General features: G+C 71.7%; 21 protein-coding genes and 1 tRNA gene. 13 read left to right on the plus strand and 9 right to left on the minus strand.

Annotated features, from left to right (window positions below):
* Nucleotides 1-239 precede the first annotated feature (239 nt).
* Nucleotides 240-704, minus strand: a complete 465-nt coding sequence (locus QOL88_RS19525; RefSeq protein WP_097217786.1) for an ATP-binding protein — start codon at nt 702-704, stop codon at nt 240-242.
* A gap of 244 nt (nt 705-948) precedes the next feature.
* On the opposite strand from QOL88_RS19525, the gene QOL88_RS19530 reads away from it, so the two are divergent.
* The 9 genes from QOL88_RS19530 to QOL88_RS19570 all read left to right on the plus strand — a co-directional run bounded on the left by QOL88_RS19530 (nt 949) and on the right by QOL88_RS19570 (nt 10969).
* The gene (locus tag QOL88_RS19530; protein ID WP_097217788.1) at nt 949-1770 is read left to right on the plus strand and encodes a hypothetical protein; all 822 of its coding nucleotides are present in this window, start codon (nt 949-951) and stop codon (nt 1768-1770) included.
* Nucleotides 1771-1938: 168 nt separating this feature from the next.
* The gene (locus tag QOL88_RS19535; protein ID WP_097217791.1) at nt 1939-2682 is read left to right on the plus strand and encodes a YcnI family copper-binding membrane protein; all 744 of its coding nucleotides are present in this window, start codon (nt 1939-1941) and stop codon (nt 2680-2682) included.
* A 92-nt stretch (nt 2683-2774) separates the two neighbouring features.
* Nucleotides 2775-3428: an SCO family protein gene (locus QOL88_RS19540; RefSeq protein ID WP_097217793.1), complete on the plus strand. Its 654-nt coding sequence runs from the start codon at nt 2775-2777 to the stop codon at nt 3426-3428.
* Nucleotides 3425-3931 (plus strand): copper chaperone PCu(A)C, encoded by a 507-nt coding sequence (locus QOL88_RS19545; RefSeq protein ID WP_097217795.1) that lies wholly within the window; start codon nt 3425-3427, stop codon nt 3929-3931. The genes QOL88_RS19540 and QOL88_RS19545 overlap by 4 nt, the downstream gene beginning before the upstream one ends.
* A 13-nt stretch (nt 3932-3944) precedes the next feature.
* Nucleotides 3945-6044 carry a copper resistance CopC/CopD family protein gene (locus tag QOL88_RS19550; protein WP_097217797.1) on the plus strand — a complete coding sequence of 700 codons (2100 nt, stop codon included), beginning with the start codon at nt 3945-3947 and terminating at the stop codon, nt 6042-6044.
* Nucleotides 6045-6050: 6 nt separating this feature from the next.
* Complete coding sequence (gene efeB / locus QOL88_RS19555) at nt 6051-7340, plus strand: iron uptake transporter deferrochelatase/peroxidase subunit (RefSeq protein ID WP_097217799.1); 1290 nt, start codon at nt 6051-6053, stop codon at nt 7338-7340.
* Nucleotides 7341-7402: 62 nt separating this feature from the next.
* Nucleotides 7403-8335 (plus strand): prephenate dehydratase, encoded by a 933-nt coding sequence (pheA, locus tag QOL88_RS19560; protein ID WP_097217801.1) that lies wholly within the window; start codon nt 7403-7405, stop codon nt 8333-8335.
* Between the two features lie 541 nt (nt 8336-8876).
* Nucleotides 8877-10154, plus strand: a complete 1278-nt coding sequence (gene serS / locus QOL88_RS19565) for a serine--tRNA ligase (RefSeq protein WP_097217803.1) — start codon at nt 8877-8879, stop codon at nt 10152-10154.
* Nucleotides 10151-10969: an HAD family hydrolase gene (locus QOL88_RS19570; protein ID WP_097217806.1), complete on the plus strand. Its 819-nt coding sequence runs from the start codon at nt 10151-10153 to the stop codon at nt 10967-10969. The genes serS and QOL88_RS19570 overlap by 4 nt, the downstream gene beginning before the upstream one ends.
* A gap of 78 nt (nt 10970-11047) precedes the next feature.
* Here QOL88_RS19570 and QOL88_RS19575 read toward each other — a convergent pair.
* From QOL88_RS19575 to QOL88_RS19600, 6 genes are all read right to left on the minus strand, one after another.
* A tRNA-Ser gene (locus QOL88_RS19575) sits at nt 11048-11134 on the minus strand.
* Nucleotides 11135-11416: 282 nt separating this feature from the next.
* On the minus strand, nt 11417-11695 hold the full coding sequence (locus QOL88_RS19580) for an SGM_3592 family protein (RefSeq protein WP_097217808.1): 279 nt from the start codon (nt 11693-11695) through the stop codon (nt 11417-11419).
* Nucleotides 11696-11797: 102 nt separating this feature from the next.
* Nucleotides 11798-12517 (minus strand): ABC transporter permease, encoded by a 720-nt coding sequence (locus QOL88_RS19585; protein WP_031104061.1) that lies wholly within the window; start codon nt 12515-12517, stop codon nt 11798-11800.
* A 9-nt stretch (nt 12518-12526) separates the two neighbouring features.
* Complete coding sequence (locus QOL88_RS19590) at nt 12527-13438, minus strand: ABC transporter ATP-binding protein (RefSeq protein ID WP_097217810.1); 912 nt, start codon at nt 13436-13438, stop codon at nt 12527-12529.
* Nucleotides 13435-14352: a hypothetical protein gene (locus QOL88_RS19595; protein ID WP_097217812.1), complete on the minus strand. Its 918-nt coding sequence runs from the start codon at nt 14350-14352 to the stop codon at nt 13435-13437. Before QOL88_RS19595 ends, QOL88_RS19590 begins: the two co-directional genes overlap by 4 nt.
* On the minus strand, nt 14342-15310 hold the full coding sequence (locus QOL88_RS19600; protein ID WP_097217814.1) for an ABC transporter ATP-binding protein: 969 nt from the start codon (nt 15308-15310) through the stop codon (nt 14342-14344). Before QOL88_RS19600 ends, QOL88_RS19595 begins: the two co-directional genes overlap by 11 nt.
* Nucleotides 15311-15490: 180 nt before the next feature.
* Between QOL88_RS19600 and QOL88_RS19605 the strand changes: the two genes are divergently transcribed.
* The 4 genes from QOL88_RS19605 (at nt 15491) to QOL88_RS19620 (ending at nt 19974) form a co-directional block, all read left to right on the plus strand.
* The gene (locus tag QOL88_RS19605; RefSeq protein ID WP_097217815.1) at nt 15491-17248 is read left to right on the plus strand and encodes an SDR family oxidoreductase; all 1758 of its coding nucleotides are present in this window, start codon (nt 15491-15493) and stop codon (nt 17246-17248) included.
* Nucleotides 17249-17432: 184 nt separating this feature from the next.
* Complete coding sequence (locus tag QOL88_RS19610; protein WP_097217817.1) at nt 17433-17981, plus strand: RNA 2'-phosphotransferase; 549 nt, start codon at nt 17433-17435, stop codon at nt 17979-17981.
* An 83-nt stretch (nt 17982-18064) separates the two neighbouring features.
* Nucleotides 18065-18967 carry an LLM class flavin-dependent oxidoreductase gene (locus QOL88_RS19615; RefSeq protein WP_097217819.1) on the plus strand — a complete coding sequence of 301 codons (903 nt, stop codon included), beginning with the start codon at nt 18065-18067 and terminating at the stop codon, nt 18965-18967.
* A gap of 137 nt (nt 18968-19104) precedes the next feature.
* The gene (locus QOL88_RS19620; RefSeq protein ID WP_257027828.1) at nt 19105-19974 is read left to right on the plus strand and encodes an HAD-IIB family hydrolase; all 870 of its coding nucleotides are present in this window, start codon (nt 19105-19107) and stop codon (nt 19972-19974) included.
* 19 nt (nt 19975-19993) lie between these two features.
* Here the strand turns inward: QOL88_RS19620 and QOL88_RS19625 are convergent, their stop codons facing one another.
* Both QOL88_RS19625 and cydD read right to left on the minus strand, forming a co-directional pair.
* Nucleotides 19994-21067, minus strand: coding sequence for a M23 family metallopeptidase (locus tag QOL88_RS19625; protein WP_097217823.1), 1074 nt, complete (start codon nt 21065-21067; stop codon nt 19994-19996).
* A 253-nt stretch (nt 21068-21320) separates the two neighbouring features.
* Nucleotides 21321-24809, minus strand: a complete 3489-nt coding sequence (cydD, locus tag QOL88_RS19630; RefSeq protein ID WP_097217825.1) for a thiol reductant ABC exporter subunit CydD — start codon at nt 24807-24809, stop codon at nt 21321-21323.
* Nucleotides 24810-24819: the final 10 nt, after the last annotated feature.

Genomic DNA, 24819 nt, shown 5'->3' on the forward strand with positions numbered 1-24819 from the left:
CCCCGTCACGGGCGGTGATCCACACGGCCGCTCGCGGCCGGTGCTTCACTCAGCAGGTGACGGGCGGTGCTTCACCCAGCAGGTCACGGGCGGTGCTTCACCCAGCCGGCCACGGGCGGTGCTTCACCCAGCCGGCCACGGGCGGTGCTTCACCCAGCCGGTCACGGGCGGTGCTTCACCCAGCCGGCCACGGGCGGTGTTTCACGTGAAACACCTGAGACACCGCCCCGTCGGGAAGGTCAGACCGCCATCAGCGGTGCGCCGGAGCGCCACTTCAGGGCCTTGTCGAAGCTCACCACGGCTCCGCCCCGGCCCGGCTTGTTGCCGATGTGGACGTGGTCGGCGAGCTGCTCGATGAGGCACAGCCCCCTGCCGTTCTCCGCGTCGGAGTGGGCGGGGCGGATCGGCGGGCGGGACCGGCCGGCGGACGCCCCGGGGAAGCCCGGGCCGGCGTCCGCGACCTCGATCCGGCACTTCTCGCCGTCGAGGTACGCGGTGACCCGGTACGCCTCCGAGCCGGGGCCGCGCCCCGTGTCCCCGCCGTGCTCCACGGCGTTCGCGCACGCCTCGCTGAGGGCGACGGAAAGGTCGTAGGAGATATCGGGGTCGACGCCCGCGGTCTCCATCGTGCCGATCAGCAGGCGGCGGGCGAGCGGCACGCTCGCAGCTTCGCGCCGCAGATGGAGTGACCACCAAATGCTCATGCTCCAGCCTCCTGGCTGCGGCTCGACATACCGTTACGTATTGCCCTCCGCGCCCCTGTGTAAGCGTGAAGTTGACGTGACGCCGCCCATACGGCGGATGCGTGCTGGTCCTGATCGGTGTATGTGGGGGCAGACTTCGGCGCATCCAGGGGCGCACAGCGTCAGAACGTGACGTTCCGGCCGTACGGCATCTTGTGGACCTGCCGCACGGGGCGTACGGGGCCAGTGCGATGATGAGCCCGCCATGACTGCCCCCCACGCGCGCGCGACGCGCTCCGGACACACGCTCCGGATCCTGCGGGCCGCGGTGTTCGCCGCGGTCTGTGTCGTGCTGGCCGGGGCAGGTCACGCGCTCGCCTCCTGCGACGGCATCCCGCTGTGGACGCTGGGCGCCGGGTTCCTCGGGGTGGCCGCCGTGGCGGCTCCGCTCGCCGGGCGCGTGCGCTCGCTGACGGGGATCACGGCGCTGCTCGCGCTCGGTCAGACGGTGCTGCACACCTTGTTCGGCCTCGGCCAGCACGGTACGGGCGCCGTCACGTCCTCGGTGCCCGCGGGCGGGAGCGACGCCGCGCTGGTCCAGCAGGCCGCGCGGTTCGTGTGCGGCACGACGGCGGCGGCGATCAGCCCGGTGCAGGCGCACAAGATCCTCACCGACGCCCGGATCCAGCCTCCCACCGGGACCCACACGCATCTGGCCGCGGACGCCGTGCCCGGCTCCGCCGCCTCGCTGTGGCCGTCCCTGCCGATGCTGCTCGGACACGTTCTCGCGGCGCTCGCCGCCGGCTGGCTGCTGCGCCACGGCGACCTGGCGCTGCTGCGGCTCACCGAACTGTCGGCGCAGGGAGTCACCGAGGGAGCGCTGGTGCGCTCCCTGCGGGCCGCTCTCTCGCTGGTACGCGCCCTGCGCGCGGGGCTTCCGGGAGCCCCGGAGGCCCACCCGCGCCCGGCGTACACCGCCCGGCCCGCGCCCCCGATGCCGCACACCATGGCGCTCCAGCACACGGTGATCCGACGCGGCCCACCGACCGCCCCGGCTTCCGCAGCCGTACTCGCCCTCGCCGCCTGACGCGACGCGACCACCACCACTTCCGCTCCTCGGATACCCCGGGACCCTCCTTTTCGGAGCCCCGGCTTCCTGGATCCCGCGGAGGAGGGGCCGCCGTCGTGCGGCACGCGCGTGGGCGCGCATCCCTCCTTCCTCATCCAGACCGACTCACAGCGGAGTGCTCCTTCCATGAAGGCTTCCCGAATCGTCGCGGCCGGTGCCGCCGCCGGTGTCACCGTTCTCGCCCTGTCCGCCCCCGCCTTCGCGCACGTCAGCGTGCAGCCCGAGGGCACGGCCGCCAAGGGCGGCTACGCGGTCATCGACTTCAAGGTCCCCAACGAGCGCGACGACGCCTCGACCACCAAGATCGAGGTCAACTTCCCGACCGACCACCCGCTGGCCTCCGTCATGCCGGAGCCCATGCCCGGCTGGAAGATCGAGGTCACCAAGTCCAAGCTGGACAAGCCGCTGGAGATGCACGGCGAGAAGATCACCGAGGCCGTCAGCAAGGTCACCTGGACCGCCGACGGCAAGGGGATCGAGCCCGGCTACTTCGAGAAGTTCCCGCTCTCCGTCGGCCAGCTCCCCGAGGACACCGACCAACTGGCCTTCAAGGCCCTGCAGACGTATTCCAACAAGGAGGTCGTCCGCTGGATCGAGGTGCCGCAGAAGGGCAAGGAGGAGCCCGACAACCCGGCCCCGGTGCTGGAGCTGTCCGCCGCCTCCGAGGACGGGCACCACGGCGCGGCGGCCGATGACGACTCCGACGCCGAGTCGGCCGAGAAGGCCTCCACCCACACCGCCGCCGACGACTCCGCCTCCGCCGACAGCACCGACACCACCGCCCGCGTGCTGGGCATCGTCGGCATCGTGGTCGGCGCCGCGGGTGTCGCCTACGGCGTGCTCGCCGGGCGCCGGCGGTCCAACGCCTGAGGCCGCTTCCTTTTGACGGCGCGCACCGGATCCCCGCCCCGTGCGGGGACTCCCGGTGCGCGCCGGGTCACCGACATCTGGGACATTTTTCTATGCGCACCAAAACCTTCGCCGCGGCCGCACTCCTCGCCGCCGCCTCCCTGACCCTGACCGCCTGCGGCAGCGGCGACGACAGCGACAAGCCCGTCGCCGTGGTGTCGGAGGAAGCGGGCACCGACAAGGCCGCCACCGTCCTCGACAAGCCGTTCGAGAAGCCGGACCTGGTCCTCACCGACACGCAGGGCAAGAAGTACGACCTCCGCAAGGAGACCGCGGGCAAGCCCACGCTGATCTACTTCGGCTACACCCACTGCCCCGACGTCTGCCCGCTGACGATGAACAACATCGCCGTCGCCAAGAAGCAGCTGCCCAAGGCCGAACAGGACAAGCTGCGCGTGGTGTTCGTCACCACCGACCCCCAGCGCGACACCTCGGCCGAGCTCGGCAAGTGGCTCAAGGGCATCGACACCGAGTTCGTCGGTCTCACCGGCGACTTCGCGACCATCCAGGCCGGCGCCCGCACCCTCGGCATCAGCATCGAGCCGACGCGGAAGGACAAGAACGGCAAGCTCATCTCCGAGCACGGCACCCAGGTCATCGCGTTCTCCCCGAAGACCGACGGCGGCTATGTGCTCTACGGCGAGAACGCCAAGGTCGACGACTACATCAAGGACCTCCCCAAGATCATCAAGGGGGAGAACCCGTGAGGCGGCGGCGCGGCCCGGCGGCCCTGGTCATAGCCGGAGCGTTGGCCCTGGCGGGCTGCGGTGGCTCGGACTCGGGCGACTCCGGCTCCGGCTCCGGCTCCGGCTCCGGCTCCGGCTCCGGCTCCGGGAAGGCGGAACTCTCCGCCGGTTCCGCGTACATGCCGCAGCCGGTGTCCGACGACATGGCGGCCGGCTTCCTCACCGTCACCAACAAGGGCGGTGCCGCCGACGAGCTGACCTCGGTCACCAGTGACATCGCCGGGCAGGTCACCGTGCACGAGACCGTCGACGGGGCGATGCAGGAGGTCAAGGGCCTCAAGATCCCCGCGGGCGGCCGGCTGGAGCTGAAGAGCGGCGGCGACCACCTGATGTTCGAACAGCTGAAGAGCAAACCGAAGGAAGGTCAGACGGTCTCCGTCGAGCTGCACTTCGCCCACTCCGGCCCCATGAAGGTCGAGATGCCGGTGAAGCCGGCGACCTACACCCCGAAGACCGGACACTGAGGGAGGGACCCCTGTGACGCAGACCATCGCCCCCCGCGTCCGGACACTGGTGCTGCTGTTCCTGGCCGCGGCCTGCGCACTCCTCGCCGGAGCCGGCCCGGCCTCCGCGCACGCCGCGGTGACCGGCAGCGACCCCGGGCAGGGGGCGGTGGTCGACAAGGCCCCGGCCCGGATCACGCTCACCTTCTCGGAACAGGTCGCGCTGTCCGACGACTCGCTGCGCGTCCTGGACCCCGAGGGCAAGCGCGTCGACACGGCCGAACCGGCCACCGTCAGCGGCACGACGTACGCCGTGCCCCTGCACTCGGGCCTGCCCGACGGTACGTACACGGTGGCCTACCAGGTCGTCTCGGCGGACAGCCACCCCGTTGCCGGCGCCTACACCTTCTCCATCGGCGCCCCCTCCAAGACGTCCGTGTCGGTCTCCGGGCAGTCGACCGACGACGGGGTCGTGGGATGGCTGTACGGCTTCGGACGGTACGTGTCGTACGCCGGGTTCATCGTGATGGCCGGCGGTGCCGCCTTCGTGCTCGCCTGCTGGCGGCGCGGTGCCGGGGTGCGGCCCGTGCAGCGGTTCGTCGTCTCCGGATGGGTCGCGCTCACCGCGTCGACCCTCGCCCTGCTGCTTCTGCGCGGCTCCTTCACGGGCTCCGGGAAGGTCTCCGACATCTTCGACCTGTCCCTGCTCGGGCAGGTGCTGCAGACAAAGAGCGGTGCGGCCCTGGTGTCCCGGCTGCTGCTGCTCGCCGCGGCGGCCCTCTTCATCGCCGTGCTGTTCGGCGCCTATGCCCGCCCGACTCCCCCCACCACCCCGACCGACGGCGCTTCGCGCCGACAGCCTGATCCAAGCGAGGACGCCGAGGAGAAGCGGGACCTGACCTTCGGGCTCTCGATCGGCGGCGTCGTGGTGGCGGCCGGGCTCGCCGCGAGCTGGGCGATGTCCGAGCACGCCTCGGTCGGCCTCCAGGCGGGCATCGCCATGCCGGTCGACGTGCTGCATCTGCTGGCCGTCGCCGCCTGGCTCGGCGGGCTGGGCGCGCTGCTGGTCGCCCTGTACCGCGCGCCCGCCGAGACGCCCGTCGACGCACCGGCGGTACGCCGCTTCTCCCAGATCGCCTTCGGCAGCGTCCTCGCCCTGATCGCGACCGGGACGTACCAGTCCTGGCGCCAGCTCGGCTCCTGGTCGGCCTTCACCGACACCCGTTACGGCCAGCTCCTCCTGGCCAAGATCGCCCTGGTGGTCGTCCTGGTCGGCGTCGCGTGGATCTCCCGCCGCTGGACGGGGCGGCTGGCGCGGACGGTGCCGGTGGAGGCATCGGCGGTACGGGAGAAGGAGCGGGTCGGCGCGGGCGCTGACGGCGCCGGGGAGACCGCGGTCGTCGCAGACGGGGAGACCGCGGTCGTCGGCGACGGGGAGACCACGGTCGTCGGCGACGGGAACGCCCCTGCGGAGAGCGAGGGCGATACCGGCCTCGACACCGACGAGCAGCCCGGCCCCGAGCCCGCCGACTCCGAGCCCGCCGACTCCGAACGCGCCGCGCAGCTCGCCCGGCAGCAGGCTGCCCGGGACGCGGCCCAGCGGAAGCGGATGCGGGACGCGGACCCCAACCGCTTCGGGCTGCGCCGTTCCGTGCTGGCCGAGGCCGGTATCGCGGTCGTTCTGCTCGCCGTGACCACCGTCCTGACGCAGACCGAGCCGGGGCGCACCGAGCAGGAGGCCAAGGCGGCCACCGCGGCATCCGCGTCCTCCTCCGTCGACGAGGGCGCGTCCGGGGCGCTGACCCTGAACATGCCGTTCGACACCGGCGGCGAGGACGGCAAGGGCATCGTCACCATCGACATCGACCCCGCCCGCGTGGGCGGCAACGAGATGCACGTCTACGTGGAACGCCCCAACGGCCGGGCCTTCGACATCCCCGAGGTGAAGGTCGACTTCACCCTGAAAGCCAAGGACATCGGGCCCCTGCCCGTCGTCCCCGACCACATCGCTACCGGACACTGGTCGGCGAACGGAGTGCAGATCCCCATGGCCGGGGACTGGCAGGTCGACGTGACCGTGCGGACCTCCGACATCGACGAGGTGACCGTCTCCAAGAACGCGCAGATCGGCTGAACGACCATGCCTGACCAGTCCCTTCCGAAGGCCCGCACTCCCGAGGCCACCACGGCGCAGAGCGACGCGGCCCCCGCCCACGAGGGCCTCTCACGTCGGCGGCTGCTCGGCACCGCGGGTGCCACCGGCCTCGTCCTCGGCACGGCGGGTGCCACCGTGGGCTACGCCGCCGCCCCCTCCGAGGCGGCCGCTCCGCTCACCTCGCTCGGCACGGACCGGGCGATGTTTCACGGGAAACATCAGCCCGGCATCACCGAGGGCCTCCAGGCACGCGGCCACCTCGTGGCCTTCGACCTGGTGGCGGGCGCCGGTCGCAAGGAAGCCGCGGCCCTGCTCCGCCGCTGGTCGGAGACGGCCCGGCCGCTGATGGCGGGCGAGCCGGGGGGCCACGACGACACCGACGTGGCCCGGGACGCCGGCCCCTCCTCTCTGACGATCACCTTCGGCTTCGGCCACAGCTTCTTCGCCCGGACAGGGCTGGAGAAGCAGCGCCCCACCGCCCTGGACCCGCTGCCCGAGTTCTCCTCCGACCACCTCGACAAGAACCGCAGCAATGGCGATCTGTGGGTGCAGATCGGCGCCAACGACGCCCTGGTCGCCTTCCACGCCCTGCGCGCGATCCAGAAGGACGCGGGCCGGGCGGCCAAGGTCCGCTGGCAGATGAACGGCTTCAACCGCTCCCCGGGCGCCACCACCCACCCCATGACGGCCCGCAACCTCATGGGCCAGATCGACGGCACCCGCAACCCGAAGCCGGGCGAAACCGACTTCGACCAGCGCATCTTCGTCCCCGAGAAGACCGAACCGGCCTGGATGGCGAACGGCTCCTACGCCGTCGTACGCCGGATCCGCATGCTCCTCGACGACTGGGAGAAGCTCTCCGTCAGGGCTCAGGAGGACGTGATCGGGCGCCGCAAGTCCGACGGGGCGGCGCTGTCAGGGGGCACGGAGACGACCGCGATGGACCTGGAGAAGACGGACGCCAAGGGCAACCTGGTGGTCCCGATCAACGCCCACGCCCGCATCACCCGGCCCGACCAGAACGGCGGCGCGGCCATGCTCCGCCGCCCGTTCTCCTTCCACGACGGCATCGACGCCGACGGAGTGCCCGACGCGGGCCTGCTCTTCGTCTGCTGGCAGGCCGATCCCCTGCGCGGGTTCGTGCCGGTGCAGCGCAAGCTCGACCGCGGCGACGCCCTGTCGCAGTTCATCCGCCACGAGTCGAGCGGACTGTTCGCGGTGCCCGGCGGGGCGGCGGAGGGCGAATACGTGGGGCAGAAGTTGCTGGAGGGGTGAGAGTTCACCCCTGTATGGGCTTGTGGGGGATAGCGCTTCCGCGGGCCCATTAGGGTGAGGTCATGCCAGCGAGCTATGCGTATCTCGGTCCTGAGGGCACGTTCACCGAAGTCGCCCTGCGCACGCTTCCCGAGGCCGCCACCCGGGAGCTGATCCCTTACGTGTCGGTCCAGTCCGCGCTCGACGCGGTACGCGTCGGCGAGGCCGAGGCCGCGTTCGTGCCGATCGAGAACTCCGTCGAGGGCGGCATCACCACCACCCTCGACGAGCTGGTCGCCGGCGCGCCGCTGATGATCTACCGCGAGGTGCTGCTGTCGATCACCTTCGCGCTGCTGGTCCGCCCCGGCACGAAGCTGTCGGACATCAAGACCGTCTCGGCCCACCCGGCCGCGCAGCCGCAGGTGCGCAACTGGCTGAAGAAGCACCTCCCGGACGCCCACTGGGAGTCCGCCGCCTCGAACGCGGACGCCGCACGGCTGGTCCAGGAGGGCCAGTACGACGCGGCCTTCGCGGGTGAATTCGCGGCCGCCCGCTACGGCCTGGAGGCCCTGGAGACCGGGATCCACGACGCGGAGAACGCCCAGACGCGGTTCGTGCTGGTGGGCCGTCCGGCCCGGCCTGCCGCGCCGACCGGCGCGGACAAGACCTCGATCGTGTTGTGGCAGCGCGACGACCACCCCGGCGGCCTGCGCGACCTGCTCGGCGAGTTCGCCACCCGCGGCATCAACCTGATGCTGCTCCAGTCCCGGCCCACCGGCGCGGGCATCGGCAACTACTGCTTCTGCATCGACGCCGAGGGCCACATCTCCGACCGCCGGATGGCCGACGCCCTGATGGGCCTGAAGCGGATCTGCCTCCAGGTGCGCTACCTCGGCTCCTACCCGCGCGCGGACATGCGGCCGGGGGACATGCAGCCGCCGCGGCTGGGGACCTCCGACGAGGAGTTCGCGGGGGCGGCGGACTGGGTCGCGCGATGCCAGGACGGGCGTTTCTGACCGGGTTCCGAGCCCGTTCCCCGGCCGGTCGTACCTGCCGATAGTCGTTATCCACAGAAGTTATCCACAGGTCCGCTTCTCGACCTGGGGACAAGTCGACAACGAAGCGTGAGCCAGTCGACAAATCGCCCTACAAGCCCCTGAGGCGTCCATCACCGGGCAGGTCACCCTTCGTCCACCGTTTCCCCTTCGGTAACTCTTCGGGGTGACCTCTTTCCACTCGAAAGTGAGGGTAAAGCGGGTTTGTGGAGGGAATTCATGGGGTGGTCGAGCCGTCCAGAGTGATCAATTCCGAAGTCCACAGATCTTGCACACAGCCTGTGGATAACTCTTCCCGCGGTGTGGACCCCTGTGGACAACTGAAGCCCAAGTCCCGTCTCCCGCAAGGGATTCGAGTCAAGGTGGCGCACACCGGATGCCTCGTTCCGGGGAGAGGCGTCTTCTTTATTGACACTGTGCGCAATTCACCCATAACGGTACGTAAGTCGCTACCGGAATAGTGAGTCGTGGGCGGTCACCCCGCACCGGTAGCCTTGGGCGCGTGATTGACCTTCGCCTGCTCCGTGAGGACCCCGACCGTGTGCGCGCGTCGCAGCGCGCCCGTGGAGAGGACGTCGCGCTCGTCGACGCCCTCCTGTCTGCCGACGAGAGGCGCAGGTCGTCCGGCGTCCGCTTCGACGAGCTGCGCGCCGAGCAGAAGGCGCTCGGCAAGCTCATCCCCAAGGCGGCCGGCGACGAGAAGGCCGAGCTGCTGAAGAAGGCGGGCCAGCTCGCCGCCGACGTCAAGGCGGCCGACGCCGAGCGCGACGCCGCCGCGACCGAGACCCAGGAGCTGCTCCAGAGGCTCGGCAACCTCGTCCACCCGGACGTGCCCGTGGGCGGCGAGGAGGACTTCGTCACCCTCGAGAAGCACGGCACGATCCGCGACTTCGCCGCCGAGGGCTTCGAGCCCAAGGACCACCTGGCGCTCGGCCAGATCCTCGGCGCGATCGACGTCGAGCGGGGCGCCAAGGTCTCCGGCTCGCGCTTCTACTTCCTGACCGGCGTGGGCGCCCTCCTGGAGCTCGCTCTGGTGAACGCGGCGATGGCACAGGCCACCGCGGCCGGCTTCACCCCGATGCTGACCCCCGCGCTGGTGCGTCCGCAGTCGATGGCGGGCACCGGCTTCCTCGGCCAGGCGGCCCAGGACGTCTACCACCTCGCCGACGACGACCTCTACCTGGTCGGCACGTCCGAGGTGCCGCTCGCGGCGTACCACATGGACGAGATCCTCGACGCCGACCGCCTGCCCCTGCGCTACGCGGGCTTCTCGCCCTGCTTCCGCCGCGAGGCCGGCTCGCACGGCAAGGACACCCGGGGAATCTTCCGCGTGCACCAGTTCGACAAGGTCGAGATGTTCTCCTACGTCGCTCCCGAGGACTCGCAGGCCGAGCACCAGCGCCTGTTGGAGTGGGAGAAGCAGTGGCTGACCTCGCTGGAGCTGCCGTACCGCGTGATCGACGTGGCGAGCGCCGACCTGGGCGCCTCGGCCTCCCGCAAGTTCGACTGCGAGGCGTGGATCCCGACCCAGGGCAAGTACCGCGAGCTGACCTCGACCTCGGACTGCACCGAGTTCCAGTCCCGCCGCCTGTCGATCCGCGTCCGTGACGGCAAGCAGGTCAAGCCGCTGGCCACGCTCAACGGCACGCTGTGCGCCGTTCCCCGCACGATCGTGGCGATCCTGGAGAACCACCAGCAGGCCGACGGCTCGGTGCGCGTGCCCGAGGTGCTGCGCCCGTACCTGGGCGGCCGGGAGGTCCTGGAGCCGGTGGCCAAGTGAGCGACACGGCTTCCCCGGGAGGCTTCCCGTACCGGCTCGTCGCCACCGATCTCGACGGGACGCTGCTGCGCTCCGACGACACGGTGTCGCAGCGCACCCGTGACGCGCTCGCCGCCGCCACCGCGGCGGGCGCCGCGCACATCGTCGTCACCGGCCGTGCCGTCCCATGGACCCGGCACATCCTCGACGACCTCGGCTACCAGGGCCTGGCCGTCTGCGGCCAGGGCGCGCAGGTCTACGACGCCGGCGCGCACCGCCTGCTCACGTCGGTGACGCTGGACCGGCAGCTGGCCGGGGTGGCACTGGCCAAGATCGAGGCGGAGGTCGGCCCCCTGTATCTGGCGGCGAGCCGCGACGGCCTCGACGGCGAGGTGCTGGTCGGCCCGGGCTACGCGGTCCAGGGCACCCTGCCCGCCACGCCCTTCACGAACGCGTCGGACCTGTGGACCGCGCCACTGAACAAGCTGTACATCCAGCACCCGACCCTGTCGGACGACGAGCTGTGCGAGGCGGCCACGCGGACCGCCGGCGGTTTCGTCACGGTCACGATGGCGGGCGAGGGCATCGTCGAGCTTCTCCCCCTGGGCCTGTCCAAGGCGACGGGTCTGTCCCTCGCGGCCCGCCGGCTCGGGATGAAGGCGGCCGACACGATCGCCTTCGGCGACATGCCCAACGACATACCGATGTTCGCCTGGGCCTCCTACGGCGTCGCCATGGCGGGCGCCCACGAGGAACTGAAGGCGGTGGCCGACGAGGTGACGTCCTCCCACGACGAGGACGGCATCGCGGTGGTGCTGGAGCGGTTGCTGGGCTGAGCGCCGGGTCCGGTGGCCGGAGCCCGATGCTCAAGGCTGGTGCTCAAGGCCCGGTACTCAGGGCTCGATGGTGCTCGGCGGAGGATGCACGGATCGAACGTGCGCGGGCCTTTCGACCCGACCGCGGTTTAGCAAACCGGTGCCTTACCACTCGGCCAATCCTCCGGGTGGGCGGCCCACGCGATGTGCGATTCGCGTGCTCGAAGCGGCCGCCCCGGGCAGCTCCCCGTGTGGGGCGGGTTCGACGGAGGGGTAGTGGCTACTCCGGATCCCGCCGCGGGCTGCCCTGAAGGGAGCTGGACGTACTGCCGTGCATGGACATCGTCCCGCTCCTCTCCCAGAACGCGGCGCCGGGCTCCCCGCCCGGCCGTGATGACAACCACTGTGCCCGCCGGGCGAATTGGACGCCACTGATTAAACCTGCGGCGGGACCGGCGGTGCTGCCGGCTACTTCCTGCGCCACCTGCGCCGCCGGACCTTGCTGAAGAACCAACCCGCGGGCGGCTCGTCGGAGCGCCAGGGCTGCGGCTCCGGTTCCTCACGGCGCCACTTCGCGGCGAGCATCCGGGCACGGGCGGACGGCTCGGAGGTCCCGGCGGAGCGTATGAAGTCCTCGTCCAGGACGACCCCGTCGAGGTCGTCCGGGGCCTGGCCCCCAGAAGGGGACCCGGACTGGGAACCAGCCTCGGATCCGCGGTCTCCGTACTGAGCCCTCTCGCCCGCCATTTGCCGTCCTCCCAGCCGTCCAACTTCCGCATCGATTCGCCTACATCCCGTTCGCCCAGTGTGCCCTGACAGAGGTGAAGCCTCCGTCAGGGCCGGGGCACGTCACTCCTCGCCGGCGAGGGTGAGGGAGCGCAGCTTCTGTCCGGCGAACCAGGTGGCCAGCACCGTGACGGCCAGCAGCAGCACCGTCGCCGTGGTCAGACCCACGTCCGAGGAGACCAGGTCCCCTCCGGAGACCTTCTGGGCCACCGCCAGCGACCACTGCTGGACGCTCAGCGTGCGCGCACCGGGCACCAGGGAGCCGAACAGGGCCTCCCAGACCAGCGCGTAGACGAGACCGAACACCACCGCGTGCCGGGAGACCGTGCCGAGCAGCAGGAACAGGGCCGCGTAGGCGATGGACGCGACCAACGCGGCCACCGTGTAGGCGACGGCGACCTGCTGGCCGTTGCCGTTCAGGATGAAGCCGGCGATGAGCGTCGGCACCGCGGAGAACACCATGGTCACCGCGATCGCGACGATCAGCTTGGTGAAGATGATCGTCGGCCGCTTGATCGGCTTCGACAGCAGGTACACCACCGAGCCGTCGTCGATCTCCGGCCCGATCGCGCCCGTTCCGGCGATGACGCCGATGATCGGCACCATCGTGGCGAGGGCGAGGCCGCCCAGCAGGTCGGCCGCGGTCTGGTCGTCCGCCCCGGCCAGACCGCGCACCGCCACGGCGATCACGATCAGCAGCATCGGCAGGGCGCCGAGAATGAGGGCCCGGCGCCGGCCGAGCAGGGCCCGGTACGTGAGCCGGGCGACTGTGGGGTCGTACATCAGGGCCTCCTACGCCGCGACGAGGTACGAGAAGACGGACTCGAGGGACTCGTCGGACGGCGAGACCGTGAGCAGCCGGATGCCGTGGTCCCTGGCCACCCGCGGCAGCAGGGCCGTGAAGCGGCCGAAGTCGACGGCCTGGATGCGCAGCGCGCCCTCGGCGAGGTCGACCTCGATGCCGGCCGTCGACGGGTCGGCGATCAGCGCGGCCGCGAGGGCGCGGTCGTCGCTGGAACGCACCAGGTAGCGGTGCGGCCGGTCGGTCATCAGGCGGCGGATCTTGCGGAAGTCACCGCTGGCGGCGTGCCGGCCCGCGACGACGACCTCGATGTGCCAGGCGAGTTGCTCGACCTCTTCGAGGATGTGGGACGAGAACAGCACCGTGCGGCCCTCGTCGCCCATGCGGCGCAGCAGGTCCATCAGCTGCATGCGCTGACGGGGGTCCATGCCGTTGAAGGGCTCGTCGAGCAGCAGCAGCGACGGGTCGTGGACCAGAGCGCTCGCCATCTTCACGCGCTGGCGCATGCCCTTGGAGTAGGTCTGGATCTTGCGGTCCTGCGCGTACTCCATCTCGACCGTGGCCAGGGCCTTCTGCGCCGCCTTGGCGCCCAGGCCGTGCAGTTCGGCGTTGGCGAGGACGAACTCCTTGCCGGTGAGGAAGTCGTACATCGCCTCCCGCTCGGGGACGACGCCGATGTGCTTGTAGATCTGCTCGTTGCGCCACACGGCCTGGCCGTCGAGGGTGACCGTGCCGGTGGAGGGGGCCAGGAAGCCGCCCATCATGTTGATGAGGGTGGACTTTCCGGCGCCGTTGGGGCCGAGCAGGCCCGTGACGCCGGGGCCGATGGTCATGGTGATGTCGTTGACGGCGACCACATTGCCGAACCAGCGGGAGACGTGGTCGATGTTGAGCGTGGTCACAGTCCCACCTTCTTGTAGCGGCGCATCAGGAGGCCGTAGCTCGCCGCGATCAGACCCAGGGCGACGACGACGTAGACGACGCCCTCGGCGCTGCTCGGGCCCACCCCGCTGGGGGAGGCGGACGTCGCGCCCAGGAACGCGGACTGCACACCGTCGATGATCGTGATCGGGGAGAACAGCCCGATCCACGGCACGGCGTCGCCGCTGCCCTGCGCGTCGGCGATGGCCTGGAGGGTGGAGACCGCGCCATAGGTGATGGTCAGCACGGCGATCACGGCCGCGATACCGAAGCCGCGGCGCGGGGTGAAGGACGCGATGACGAGGCCGATGCCGGCGAAGAGCAGTGAGAGCAGTGCCACCGAGACGAGTCCCTGTGCGAATCCCTTGGTCTGATCGGCGAAGTCGAGCTTGGCCAGCAGCGCGCCCACGTAGAGCAGGAGCAGGGGGCCGGCGGTGAGGATGAAGAGTGCCGAGGCCAGCGCCGCGAACTTGGCGCGGACGTAGTCGGCGGTCTCGATGGGCCGCGAGAAGTACAGCGGCACCGTCTTGAAGCGCAGGTCGCGCGAGACGGACTGGGGTGCCTGCGAGGCGACGTAGAGGCTGATGACCGCCTGCATGATGATCGCGTAGCGCGTGTAGTCGACGGGCAGGGCGTTGGCCTTGGTGGCGACCGCGACGGCGACCATGATGGCCGCGGGCACGCACATCACCACGAAGAGCAGCATCGGCAGCACCTTGGACTTCACCGAGCGGCCGAGGCCGTAGGAGCCGCGCAGGGACTGCGAGTACAAGGAGCGCCGGGCGTAGGCGCGGCCGAGGCGGGGGCCGTCGTACTTGCGGTAGCCGATGTTGTGGATGCGGGTCTGGTCACCCGGTGCCGGGGCGGCTGTCCCCGTGGAGTGCTCAACCGCCATGGCCGACCGCCTCCTTCCGCTGCTCGCGCTCGTCGGTGCTGGTGAAGACCTCGGAGATGTGGTGCCGGCGCTGCTCCATGCGCACCAGGCCGAGTCCGAGGTCCGCGATCACGTCCCGGACCACGTCATATGTCTCCTCGCCCCGCGCGGTGAGCAGCAGGACGTGGCCGGCGCCCGGCAGGCCGCTGCCGTCCTCGACGTTCACCCCGCGCGCGTGCAGCGCCTCGCGGACCGCGCGGGTGCCGTCCGGGTGCTCGTCGGTGTCCGTGACCTCGATCGCGAGGGTGGTGGTGATCTGCGTGAAGTCCGTGGTGGAGCTGGAGCGCAGGAGTTTGCCGCCGTCGATGACGACGACGTGGTCGCAGGTGCGCTCCAGTTCGCCCAGCAGGTGGGAGGTGACCAGGACCGAGATGCCGAAGTCGGTGTGGATCCGGCGGATGAGGCCGAGCATCTCGTCGCGGCCGACCGGGTCGAGGCCGTTGGTCGGCTCGTCCAGGAGGACCAGCTGGGGGTCGTGGACGAGGGCCTGTGCGAGTTTGACGCGCTGCTTCATGCCGGTCGAATAGCCGCCGATGGGGCGGTAGCGCTCCTCGTACAGCCCGACGTGGCGCAGGGTGTCGGCCGTGCGCTCGCGCGCGGCCGTGGGCGGCAGACCGGACATGCGCGCCATGTGGACGACGAACTCGGTGGCCGAGACGTCCGGCGGCAGGCAGTCGTGCTCGGGCATGTAGCCGACCCGCTCGCGGATGGCGCCGCCCTGGGTGGCGACGTCGAGACCGAGCACTTCGGCGCGGCCCTCGGTGGCGGGGGACAGACCCAGCAGGATCTTGATCAGTGTGGACTTGCCGGCTCCGTTGGCTCCGACGAGTCCGGTCACACCGGGTCCGACGTCCACGGAGAGCCGGTCAAGCGCGGTCACCCGGGGGAACCGCTTGCTCAGGCTTTCGGTCGCGATCACAGTCACCCTTCGAAGTTAGGGGCCGTGCGCGTGGCGGGCATCACTCCGCAGAGCTGTCTTCGGATCAGCCCTGAGTATTACGGGCCCCTAGGGGAGCTGGTTCTCGAGAGTTACCACGCCGGGCGGGAGCCGGGACGGCGCGCTATTGACGAACTCTCTAACAACTGCCAGATTCGCCGGATGACGTTGCTGACGGGCGCGCGCGAGCGCAGGGTGCGGACCGGCGAAGTCGAGCTGTGCGTGGCCGAGATGGGGGATCCCGGACGGCCCACGGTCGTCCTGGTCCACGGCTACCCCGACAGCAAGGAGGTGTGGTCCGAGGTCGCCGAGCGACTCGCCGGCCGCTTCCACGTCGTGGCGTACGACGTCCGCGGCCACGGCCGGTCGACGGCGCCGCGGCCGCTGCGGGGCGGGTTCACTCTGGAGAAGCTGACGGACGACTTCCTGGCCGTCGCGGACGCGGTGAGTCCGGACGCGCCGGTGCACCTGGTCGGGCACGACTGGGGCTCGGTGCAGGCCTGGGAGTTCACCACCGTCCGGCGTACCGAGGGACGCATCGCCTCCTTCACCTCCATGTCCGGGCCGTCCCTCGACCACTTCGGCCACTGGATCGGCAAGCGGGTGCGGCGGCCCACCCCGCGCCGGGTCGGGCAGCTCCTCGGGCAGGGCGCCCGGTCCTGGTACGTGTACCTGCTGCACACGCCCGTCCTGCCCGAGCTGGCCTGGCGCGGCCCGCTCGGCAAGCGCTGGCCGCGGGTGCTGGAGCGCGTCGAGAAGGTACCCCGGGGCGACTACCCCACCGCGTCCCTGCCGTCGGACGCGGCGCACGGGGCCTGGCTGTACCGGGACAACGTCCGGCCCCGGCTTCGCGGGCCGCGCCCGGACGCGCACGCCCACGCGCCCGTGCAGATCATCACGCCCCTGGCGGACCGGTTCCTCTCGGAGCGGCTCCACGACGAACTGGAGCAGTGGGTTCCGCGGTTGACCCGCAGGACGATCCAGGCAGGGCACTGGATCCCGCGGACCCGCCCGGACCGGCTGGCCTCCTGGATCGAGGAGTTCGTGACGTCCGTCGAGAGCGGGCGGTCCCCGGCGGTGGCGAACGGGGAGCACGCCGAGCGGTTCGGCGGGCAGCTCGTGCTGGTCACCGGGGCGGGCAGCGGCATCGGGCGGGCGACGGCGCTCGCGTTCGCCGAGGCCGGTGCGCGGGTGGTGGCCGTCGACCGGAACGCGGAGGCCGCGGCCCGCACCGCCGAGTCGTCCCGCCAACTGGGCGCCCCCGGCGCCTGGGCGGAGACGGCCGACGTCTCCGACGAACAGGCCATGGAGAAGCTCGCCGACAAGGTCACCACGGAGCACGGAGTGGTGGACGTCCTCGTGAACAACGCCGGGATCGGGCTGTCCGGCTCCTTCTTCGACACCACACCGGAGGACTGGAAAAAGGTCCTCGACGTCAATCTGTGGGGGGTCATCCACGGCTGCCGGCTCTTCGGCCGGCGGATGGCCGAGCGCGGGCAGGGCGGCCACATCGTCAACGTGGCGTCGGCCGCGGCATACCAGCCGTCCCGGGCGCTGCCCGCGTACAGCACCTCCAAGGCGGCCGTGCTGATGCTCAGCGAGTGCCTGCGGGCGGAGCTCGCCGGGCAGGGGATCGGCGTGACGGCGGTGTGCCCGGGCATCGTGAACACCGCCATCACGTCGACGGCGCGTTTCGCCGGGGTCGACGCCCTGGAGGAGAAGCGGCTGCAGAAGCGCACCGCCCGCCTGTACGGGCTGCGGAACTATCCGCCGGAGAAGGTCGCCCGCGCGATCCTGCGGGCGGTGACGCGCAACGAGGCGGTGGTGCCGGTGACTCCGGAGGCGCGGGGTGCTCGCTGGCTGTCGCGGTGGGCGCCGGGGGCACTGAGGGGCCTCGCGCGGGTGAAGCCGCCGGTGTGAGGGCGAGGGCGTGGGGCTGCGGGCGTGCCGCCGGTATGTGGCCGAGGGCCCAAAACCCCTGTAGTGAGGGCCAGTTGTCCACAGAACCGCCAAATCCCCTGTGGATAACCGCACTTGGTTGTGGACCAAACCTAGGAAGCGAAACTCGATCGCGTGATTCCCGTCTCTCACGCACTCTGATGGCATGGACGAGAGACGCACCGTGAAGGTGTCGAAGTACCTGTCGAAGCATCTGCGCCACCAGCCGGAGCGCATCGGGCTCACACTCGACGAGGCCGGCTGGGTCGAGATCGACACGTTGATCGCCGCGGCCACCGCTCACGGCTTCCGATTCACCCGCGACGAACTGGACCAGGTCGTCGCCACCAACGACAAGCGGCGTTTCGCCGTCGAAGGCACCCGGATCCGCGCCAGCCAGGGCCACAGCGTGGAGGTCGACCTCGGGCTGGCACCGGCCACCCCGCCCGCCCACCTCTACCACGGCACCGTCGCCCACAGCCTGGACGCCATCCGGGCCGAGGGGCTCCGTGCGATGAACCGGCACGCCGTGCACCTCTCGCCCGACCGGGAGACGGCGACCCGTGTCGGCGCCCGCCGGGGCCGGCCGATCGTGCTGACGGTGGACGCGGACGCCATGCACCGTGACGGCCATGTCTTCCACGTGAGCGCGAACGGGGTGTGGCTGACCGGAGCCGTCCCTGCCCGGTATCTGTGCTTCTCCGAGCGGTACTGACCTGCCGCATCCAGCCGACCGCGCACGGTGACTGTTTCACGTGAAACACGGGGCACCCTCGGCGCTCCCTTACGCTCGATGCCATGAGTCTGCGTCTGAGCACCGTGATCCTCCCGTACCGCCGCTGGAACGAAGGCGGCCGTTCGGCCTGGACGCGCGCCGAGCAGCTCGGCTTCCACACCGCGTATACCTACGACCACCTGTCCTGGCGCACCTTCCGGGACGGCCCGTGGTTCGGCGCTGTACCGACCCTCACGGCCGCCGCGGGCGTCACCGACCGGCTGCGGCTCGGCACCCTGGTGACCTCGCCGAACTTCCGGCACCCCGTGACCCTCGCCAAGGAGCTGATCTCCCTCGACGACATCTCCGGTGGGCGGGTAACGCTGGGCATCGGCGCGGGCGGCTCCGGGTTCGACGCCACCGCGCTCGGCCAGGAACCGTGGACGCCGCGCGAGCGTGCCGACCGCTTCGCCGAATTCGTCCCGCTGCTCGACCGCCTGCTCAGCGAGGACGCCGTGTCCTACGAGGGGGACTTCTACTCCGCCCACGAGGCGCGGAACATCCCCGGCTGTGTGCAGCGCCCCAGGCTGCCGTTCGCGGTGGCCGCCACCGGGCCGCGCGGGATGCGGCTCGCCGCCCGGTTCGGGCAGGCGTGGGTGACCACCGGCGACCCCAAGCTGTACGAGAACGGCACGCCCGAACAGTCGATTCAGGCCATTCGCGGGCAGGCGGAGAGGCTCGACGACATCTGCGCCGAGGTCGGCCGGGACATGACCGATCTCGACCGGGTCCTGCTCACCGGATTCACTCCGGACCGTGTCGCCCCGCTCCAGTCCCTGAACGCGTTCGTGGACTTCGCCGGGCGGCATGTGGAGCTGGGCTTCACGGAGATCGTGATCCACTGGCCGATCCCCGACTCGCCGTTCGCAGCCGACCAGAAGGTCTTCGAGCAGATCGCGATGGAGGCGCCGGCGCAGCTGCGCTGAGCGTGGACGGATGTCCCGGGGGCCTCTGGCAAGGGGCTCCTGGTGAAAACTCCTGCTGAAGGCTCCCTGAGGGCGGTATCCACTCACCTGTGCGGAGCCCTGCACGCCCGTGCGGGCGTGTGCGGGACAATGGCCGGGTGACCTCAGCGACCCGACAGCCCGAGACCGCGGCCGAGACCCTCCCGCCGCGGCTGATCGCCACCGACCTCGACGGCACCCTGCTGCGCGACGACAAGTCGGTGTCGCCGCGCACGGTCGCCGCGCTGGCCGCCGCCGAGGAGGCGGGCGTCGAGGTCTTCTTCGTCACGGGCCGCCCGGCCCGCTGGATGGACGTCGTCAGCGACCACGTGCACGGCCACGGTCTGGCCATCTGCGGCAACGGCGCCGCCGTGGTCGACCTGCACGGCGGCCCCGGCGCCCACCGGTTCGTGAAGGTGCGGGAACTGGCCCGCGAGAACGCCCTGGACGCCGTACGGCTGCTGCGCGACGCGGCGCCGGGCACGGTGTACGCGGTGGAGCAGACCTACGGCTTCTACCAGGAGCCGGCCTACCCGAAGCTCCACATGGAGATACCGGACAGCCTCGCCCCGGCCGAGGAGCTGCTGGGCCCGGACCACCCGGCCGCCGCGGAGCCGGTGCTGAAGATCCTCGCCTACCACCCCGAGATCGACCCCGACGCCTTCCTGACCCTGGCCCGCCTCGCCATCGGCGACCGCGCCAACGTCACCCGCTCCAGCCCCAGCGCGCTGCTCGAGATCAGCGGCCCCGGGGTGTCGAAGGCCAGCACCCTCGCCCTGTGCTGTGCCGAGCGCGGCATCTCGCACGAGCAGGTCGTGGCCTTCGGGGACATGCCGAACGACGTGGAGATGCTGACCTGGGCGGGCCGGTCGTACGCGATGGGCAACGCGCACCCGGCCGTGATCGCCGCCGCCTCGGGCCGGACGGTAGCGAACAACGACGACGGTGTGGCCGTCGTGATCGAGCAGTTGCTGACGGAACTGCCGTAGCCGCCGCGGCCGGGGTGCCTCAGAGGGACACCCCGCGCGCCGACAGCCACGACACCGGGTTCACCGCCGAGCCCGACTCCGGTGTGACCCGGGCCTCGAAGTGCAGGTGCGGCCCGGTGGAGTTGCCCGTGGTGCCCGATTGGCCGATCCACTGCCCGGGGCTGACGCGCTCCCCCTGGTCGACCGCCAGGGAAGCGAGATGGGCGTACTGCGTGTAGTAGCCGCCTGCGTGCTTGAGCACGATTTCCATGCCGAAGGGACCGCCGCAGGACACCTTCACGACCCGTCCGGCACCCACAGCCCGCACCGGCGTGCCGATCGGTACCGCGAAGTCCTGACCGGTGTGCCGGTTCGACCACCGCGCACCGCCACTGCCGTACGACGCCGACAGTTCGTACGTCTCGACCGGCGCGACCCAGTCGCCGTCGGTGAAGCCCGTCTCCGGCTGGTCCAACCGGACGGCCCCGCGGCACGCACCGGCGGCGACCGCCGCGTCCGCCTGCCCCTGGAGCTCCGAGCGGGCCGTCTCCAGCTTCTGCTCGATGTCCGCCTTCAGAGCGGCGAGTTGGACGTTGCGCTTCTCCAGCGCCTGCCACTGGGCCGCGGCCCTGGCCTCATCCGCCGCGAGCCGGGCCTCGGCCCGCTTGTTCTTGGAGATCGCGTTGTTCACCGCGAGATCGGCCTGCGAGAAGGCATGCTGACCTCGCATCAGTCCCTCGGGACTGTCGGCCAGGATCATCTGGGCGGCCACCGGCAGCCCCCCACTGCTGCGGTACTGCGCCCGCGCGATCCGGCCCAGATCCTCGTGCAGGGCGGCGATGTGCCGCCGCTGCGTGTCCAGGAGCGCCTCCGCTCGCTGGGCTTCGGCACGCTGGTCCTCGGCCTCCTTGCGTCCGGCCTCGTACTGCTGCGTCGCCACCGCGGCCTCCTCGTACAGCCGCACGACCTCAGCGCTGAGGCCGGTGGCCGGGCCGATGCCGGTGCCGGTGTCGCTCCCGGGGTCCTTGCCGGCCGCCGTCGGCCGGGCCGCCAGCACGGCCAGCGCGCACAGCAGGACCGGAACGAGCAGCCGATAACGGCGATATGAGCGCATGTCAGCGATCGTCGCCCAGCACTGCCGACCCGGTCCTGTTCACGTCGTACGGCCGGGGGAACGGCTGCGCCGAACGGCCCAGCGCACGCCGTTTGCCGGCCGCCTGCCGAGGGCGCTGAGGAGGCGCCGGGGTCGAGGGCGCCGACGTCAGGGCGCCGGGGTCGAGGCGCGGAGGTCAAGGCGCCGAGGTCGAGGCGCGGAGGTCAAGGCGCCGAGGTCGAGGCGCGGAGGTCAAGACGCCGGGGTCGAGGGGCTACCGCGCCCCCACCAGCGACTCCGCCGCCGCCTCCCGCTCCGCCATCCCCCGCAGCGGGCCGTCCGCCGCCAGTAGCTCGGCGTACGGCCCGCGCTGCACCACCCGCCCCTCGTCCAGCACGATCACCTCGTCGACCGCTTCGAGGCCCGCCAGCCGGTGCGTGATGAGCAGCGTCGTCCGGCCCGTGGTGGCGGCCAGCAGATCGGCGGTGAGCGCGTCGGCGGTCGGCAGGTCGAGGTGCTCGGCGGGCTCGTCCAGCACCAGGACGGGGAAGTCGGCGAGGAGTGCCCGGGCCAGCGCCAGCCTCTGCCGCTGCCCTCCCGACAGCCGCGCCCCGTGCTCGCCGACGAGCGTGTCGAGTCCGTCGGGCAGGCTGTCGGCCCAGTCCAGCAGCCGGGCGCGGCCGAGCGCGGCACGCAGGTGCTCCTCGCCGGCGTCCTTCCGGGCGAGCAGCAGGTTCTCGCGCAGCGAGCTGTCGAAGAGGTGTGCGTCCTGCGCACACAGCCCGACAAGGCCCCGGACGTCGTCACTGCGCAGCCCGTACGCATCCACACCCGCCAGCGTGTACGAGCCCCCCTGGGTGTCCAGGAACCGCAGCAGCACCTGCGCGAGCGTGGTCTTGCCGGAGCCGGAGGGGCCGACCACGGCGATCCGGCGGCCCTCCTCGAGGGTCAGGTCGAGCCCGGCGAGCGCGTCCCGGTCCTGCCCGGCGTGCCGGGCGGTCAGCCCCGCGACGACGAGCGGGAACGGCGACGTGGGCGCCTGCCGGGGCCGCTCCGGCTCCCGCACGGGCTCCGTGGCATCCAGCACTTCGTACACCCGCTCCGCGCTCCGGCGCACGCGCTGCCGGTACTGCGCGGCGAGCGGCAGCCCGAGCACGGCTTCGAAGGCGGCGAGCGGGGTGAGGACAACGACGGCCATGGTCACGCCGTCGAGCCGCCCGGCGGCGACCGCCTGCGCGCCGACCAGGGCGGCGGCCGTGACGGTCAGTCCGGAGATCAGCGCGGTGAGGCCGTCGCCCAGGGCCGTGGCGGTGGCGGCGCGCGAGGCGACCCGGGTGAGTACCCCGTCGGCCTCGCGCGTCCGGGCGGTCCGCGCGGGCAGCGCACCGGCAACGGTCAGTTCCGCGGTGCCGGTGAGCAGGTCGGTCACCCGCGTCGCGAGCACGCCGCGGGCGGGCGCCAGCCTGTGCTCGGCCCGCCGGGCCACCGCGCCGGTGATCAACGGCACGCCGACCCCCGCCGCCAGAAGCCCGGCCGTGAGCACCGCCCCGGCCTCGGGCAGCAGCCACGCCGCGAAGCCGACCGACGCGGCCGACACGACGACGGCCGCCCCGGCCGGCAGCAGCCACCGCAGCCAGTAGTCCTGCAGCGCGTCCACGTCCGCGACCAGCCGGGAGAGCAGATCACCCCGGCGGACCCGGCGCAGCCCGGCCGGCGCCAGCCGCTCAAGCCTGCGGAACACCGCGACCCGGGTGTCCGCCAGCATCCGCAGCACGGCGTCGTGCGACACCAGCCGCTCGGCGTACCGGAAGACGGCGCGCCCGATCCCGAACGCCCGCGTCGCGGTGACGGCCATCATCAGATACAGCACGGGCGGGTGCTGCGAGGCCCGCGAGATCAGCCACCCGGAGGTGGCCATGAGTCCCACGGCACTCCCCAGCGCGAGGCTCCCGAGCAGCAGCGCGAGTCCCAGGCGTCCGCGCCGGGCGCCGGACATGGCCCGGACGCGTGCGAGGACATCGCCTGAGGCCGGCTCTTCGACGGGCTCCACGGGAGCGCGCAGCTCGATCTCGTCGGATCGCGTCCCGGCTGCCCTGCCCACGGCGGGCGCCGCGGGCAGGGCAGCGGTGGTCTCGGGCTCCTCGAGCCGCACCACCCGGTCCGCGACGTCCAGCAGCGCCGGCCGGTGCACCACCAGCAGGACCGTCCGGCCGGCCGCGAGGCGCCGCACCGCGGCCACGACCTCGGCCTCGGTGCCCCCGTCCAGCGCCGCCGTCGGCTCGTCGAGCAGCAGCACGGGCCGGTCCGCGAGGAACGCCCTGGCCAGCGCGAGCCGCTGCCGCTGCCCGGCGGACAGGCCTGCTCCGTCCTCGCCGAGCGCGGTGTCGACGCCCTCGGGCAGCGCGTCGACGAAGTCCAGTGCCCCGGCGTCCCGCAGAGCCCGCCGTACGGAGTCGTCGTCGGCGTCGGGCCGCGCCAGCCGTACGTTCTCGGCGATCGTCCCGGCGTACAGATGCGGGCGCTGCGGCACCCACGCGATCCGGGAGCGCCACGGTTGAAGGTCGGCATCGGCGAGGTCGACCTCACCGATCCGCACCCGACCCTCGGCCGGGCGCACGAACCCCAGCAGGACACTCAACAGTGTCGACTTGCCCGCACCGCTCGGCCCCACCAGCGCGACGGTCTCCCCGGGCTCGATGCCGAAGGACACGTTCGATACGGCGTCCGTCGACCGCCCCGGATACCGGACGGTCACGCCCTCGAACGACAGCGCACCCTCCGGTACGGCCGCGGAGCCGGACGCCGGGACGGGCGTCTCCAGGACCTCGAAGATCTCCTCGGCGGCGGCGAGCCCCTCCGCCGCCGCGTGGTACTGCGCCCCGACCTGCCGCAACGGCAGATACGCCTCGGGCGCGAGGACCAGGATGACGAGGCCGATGTACAGGTCCATCTCGCCGTGCACCAGCCGCATGCCGATCGTCACGGCGACCAGCGCCACCGAGATCGTCGCGAGCAGTTCCAGGGCGAAGGAGGAGATGAAGGCGATCCGCAGGGTCCGCATGGTCGCCTGCCGGTACTCGCCGGTGATGCGTCGGATGGACTCGGCCTGCGCCTTGGCCCGCCCGAAGACCTTCAGCGTCGGCAGCCCGGCGACGACGTCCAGGAAGTGCCCGGACAGCCGCGACAGCAGCCGCCACTGACGGTCCATCCGGGACTGGGTCGCCCAGCCGATCAGCACCATGAAGACCGGAATGAGCGGCAGGGTGCCGACGATGATGGCCGCCGACACCCAGTCCTCGGTGACGATCCGCGCCAGTACCGCCACCGGCACGACCACCGCGAGACCCAACTGCGGCAGATACCGCGAGAAGTAGTCGTCGAGGGCATCGACGCCCCGGGTGGCCAGGGCGACCAGCGAACCGGTCCGCTGCCCGCTCAGCCAGCCCGGCCCCAGCTCGGCGGAACGCTCCAGCAGCCGCCCTCGCAGCTCGGACTTCACAGCCGCGCTGGCCCGGTGCGCGGCGAGCTCCGTGAGCCAGCCGACCAGCGCCCGTCCGACCGCGACGGCGGCCAACAGCAGCAGGGGAGTGCCGAGGTCGGACACCGCCATGCGGTGCTGGAACGCTCCGACCACCACCTCGGCGATGAGCATCGCCTGCGCGATGACCAGCCCCGCCCCTACGGCCCCCAAGGCCACGACCGCCACCAGAAAGACCCGGGTGGCACGGGCGTACCGGAGCAGACGCGGATCGATTGGTTTCACGTGAAACACA

The organism is Streptomyces sp. Ag82_O1-12 (assembly GCF_900182715.1).
Lineage (GTDB): Bacteria > Actinomycetota > Actinomycetes > Streptomycetales > Streptomycetaceae > Streptomyces > Streptomyces massasporeus.

Bases quoted from the DNA above. Each gene is read 5' to 3' on its own strand.
- QOL88_RS19625 (WP_097217823.1), bottom strand. From the start codon at position 21,067: ATGCGCTCATATCGCCGTTATCGGCTGCTCGTTCCGGTCCTGCTGTGC.
- pheA (WP_097217801.1), top strand. From the start codon at position 7,403: ATGCCAGCGAGCTATGCGTATCTCGGTCCTGAGGGCACGTTCACCGAA.
- QOL88_RS19610 (WP_097217817.1), top strand. From the start codon at position 17,433: ATGGACGAGAGACGCACCGTGAAGGTGTCGAAGTACCTGTCGAAGCAT.
- QOL88_RS19580 (WP_097217808.1), bottom strand. From the start codon at position 11,695: ATGGCGGGCGAGAGGGCTCAGTACGGAGACCGCGGATCCGAGGCTGGT.
- QOL88_RS19605 (WP_097217815.1), top strand. From the start codon at position 15,491: ATGACGTTGCTGACGGGCGCGCGCGAGCGCAGGGTGCGGACCGGCGAA.
- QOL88_RS19595 (WP_097217812.1), bottom strand. From the start codon at position 14,352: ATGGCGGTTGAGCACTCCACGGGGACAGCCGCCCCGGCACCGGGTGAC.
- QOL88_RS19585 (WP_031104061.1), bottom strand. From the start codon at position 12,517: ATGTACGACCCCACAGTCGCCCGGCTCACGTACCGGGCCCTGCTCGGC.
- efeB (WP_097217799.1), top strand. From the start codon at position 6,051: ATGCCTGACCAGTCCCTTCCGAAGGCCCGCACTCCCGAGGCCACCACG.
- QOL88_RS19535 (WP_097217791.1), top strand. From the start codon at position 1,939: ATGAAGGCTTCCCGAATCGTCGCGGCCGGTGCCGCCGCCGGTGTCACC.
- QOL88_RS19525 (WP_097217786.1), bottom strand. From the start codon at position 704: ATGAGCATTTGGTGGTCACTCCATCTGCGGCGCGAAGCTGCGAGCGTG.
- QOL88_RS19530 (WP_097217788.1), top strand. From the start codon at position 949: ATGACTGCCCCCCACGCGCGCGCGACGCGCTCCGGACACACGCTCCGG.
- QOL88_RS19540 (WP_097217793.1), top strand. From the start codon at position 2,775: ATGCGCACCAAAACCTTCGCCGCGGCCGCACTCCTCGCCGCCGCCTCC.
- QOL88_RS19615 (WP_097217819.1), top strand. From the start codon at position 18,065: ATGAGTCTGCGTCTGAGCACCGTGATCCTCCCGTACCGCCGCTGGAAC.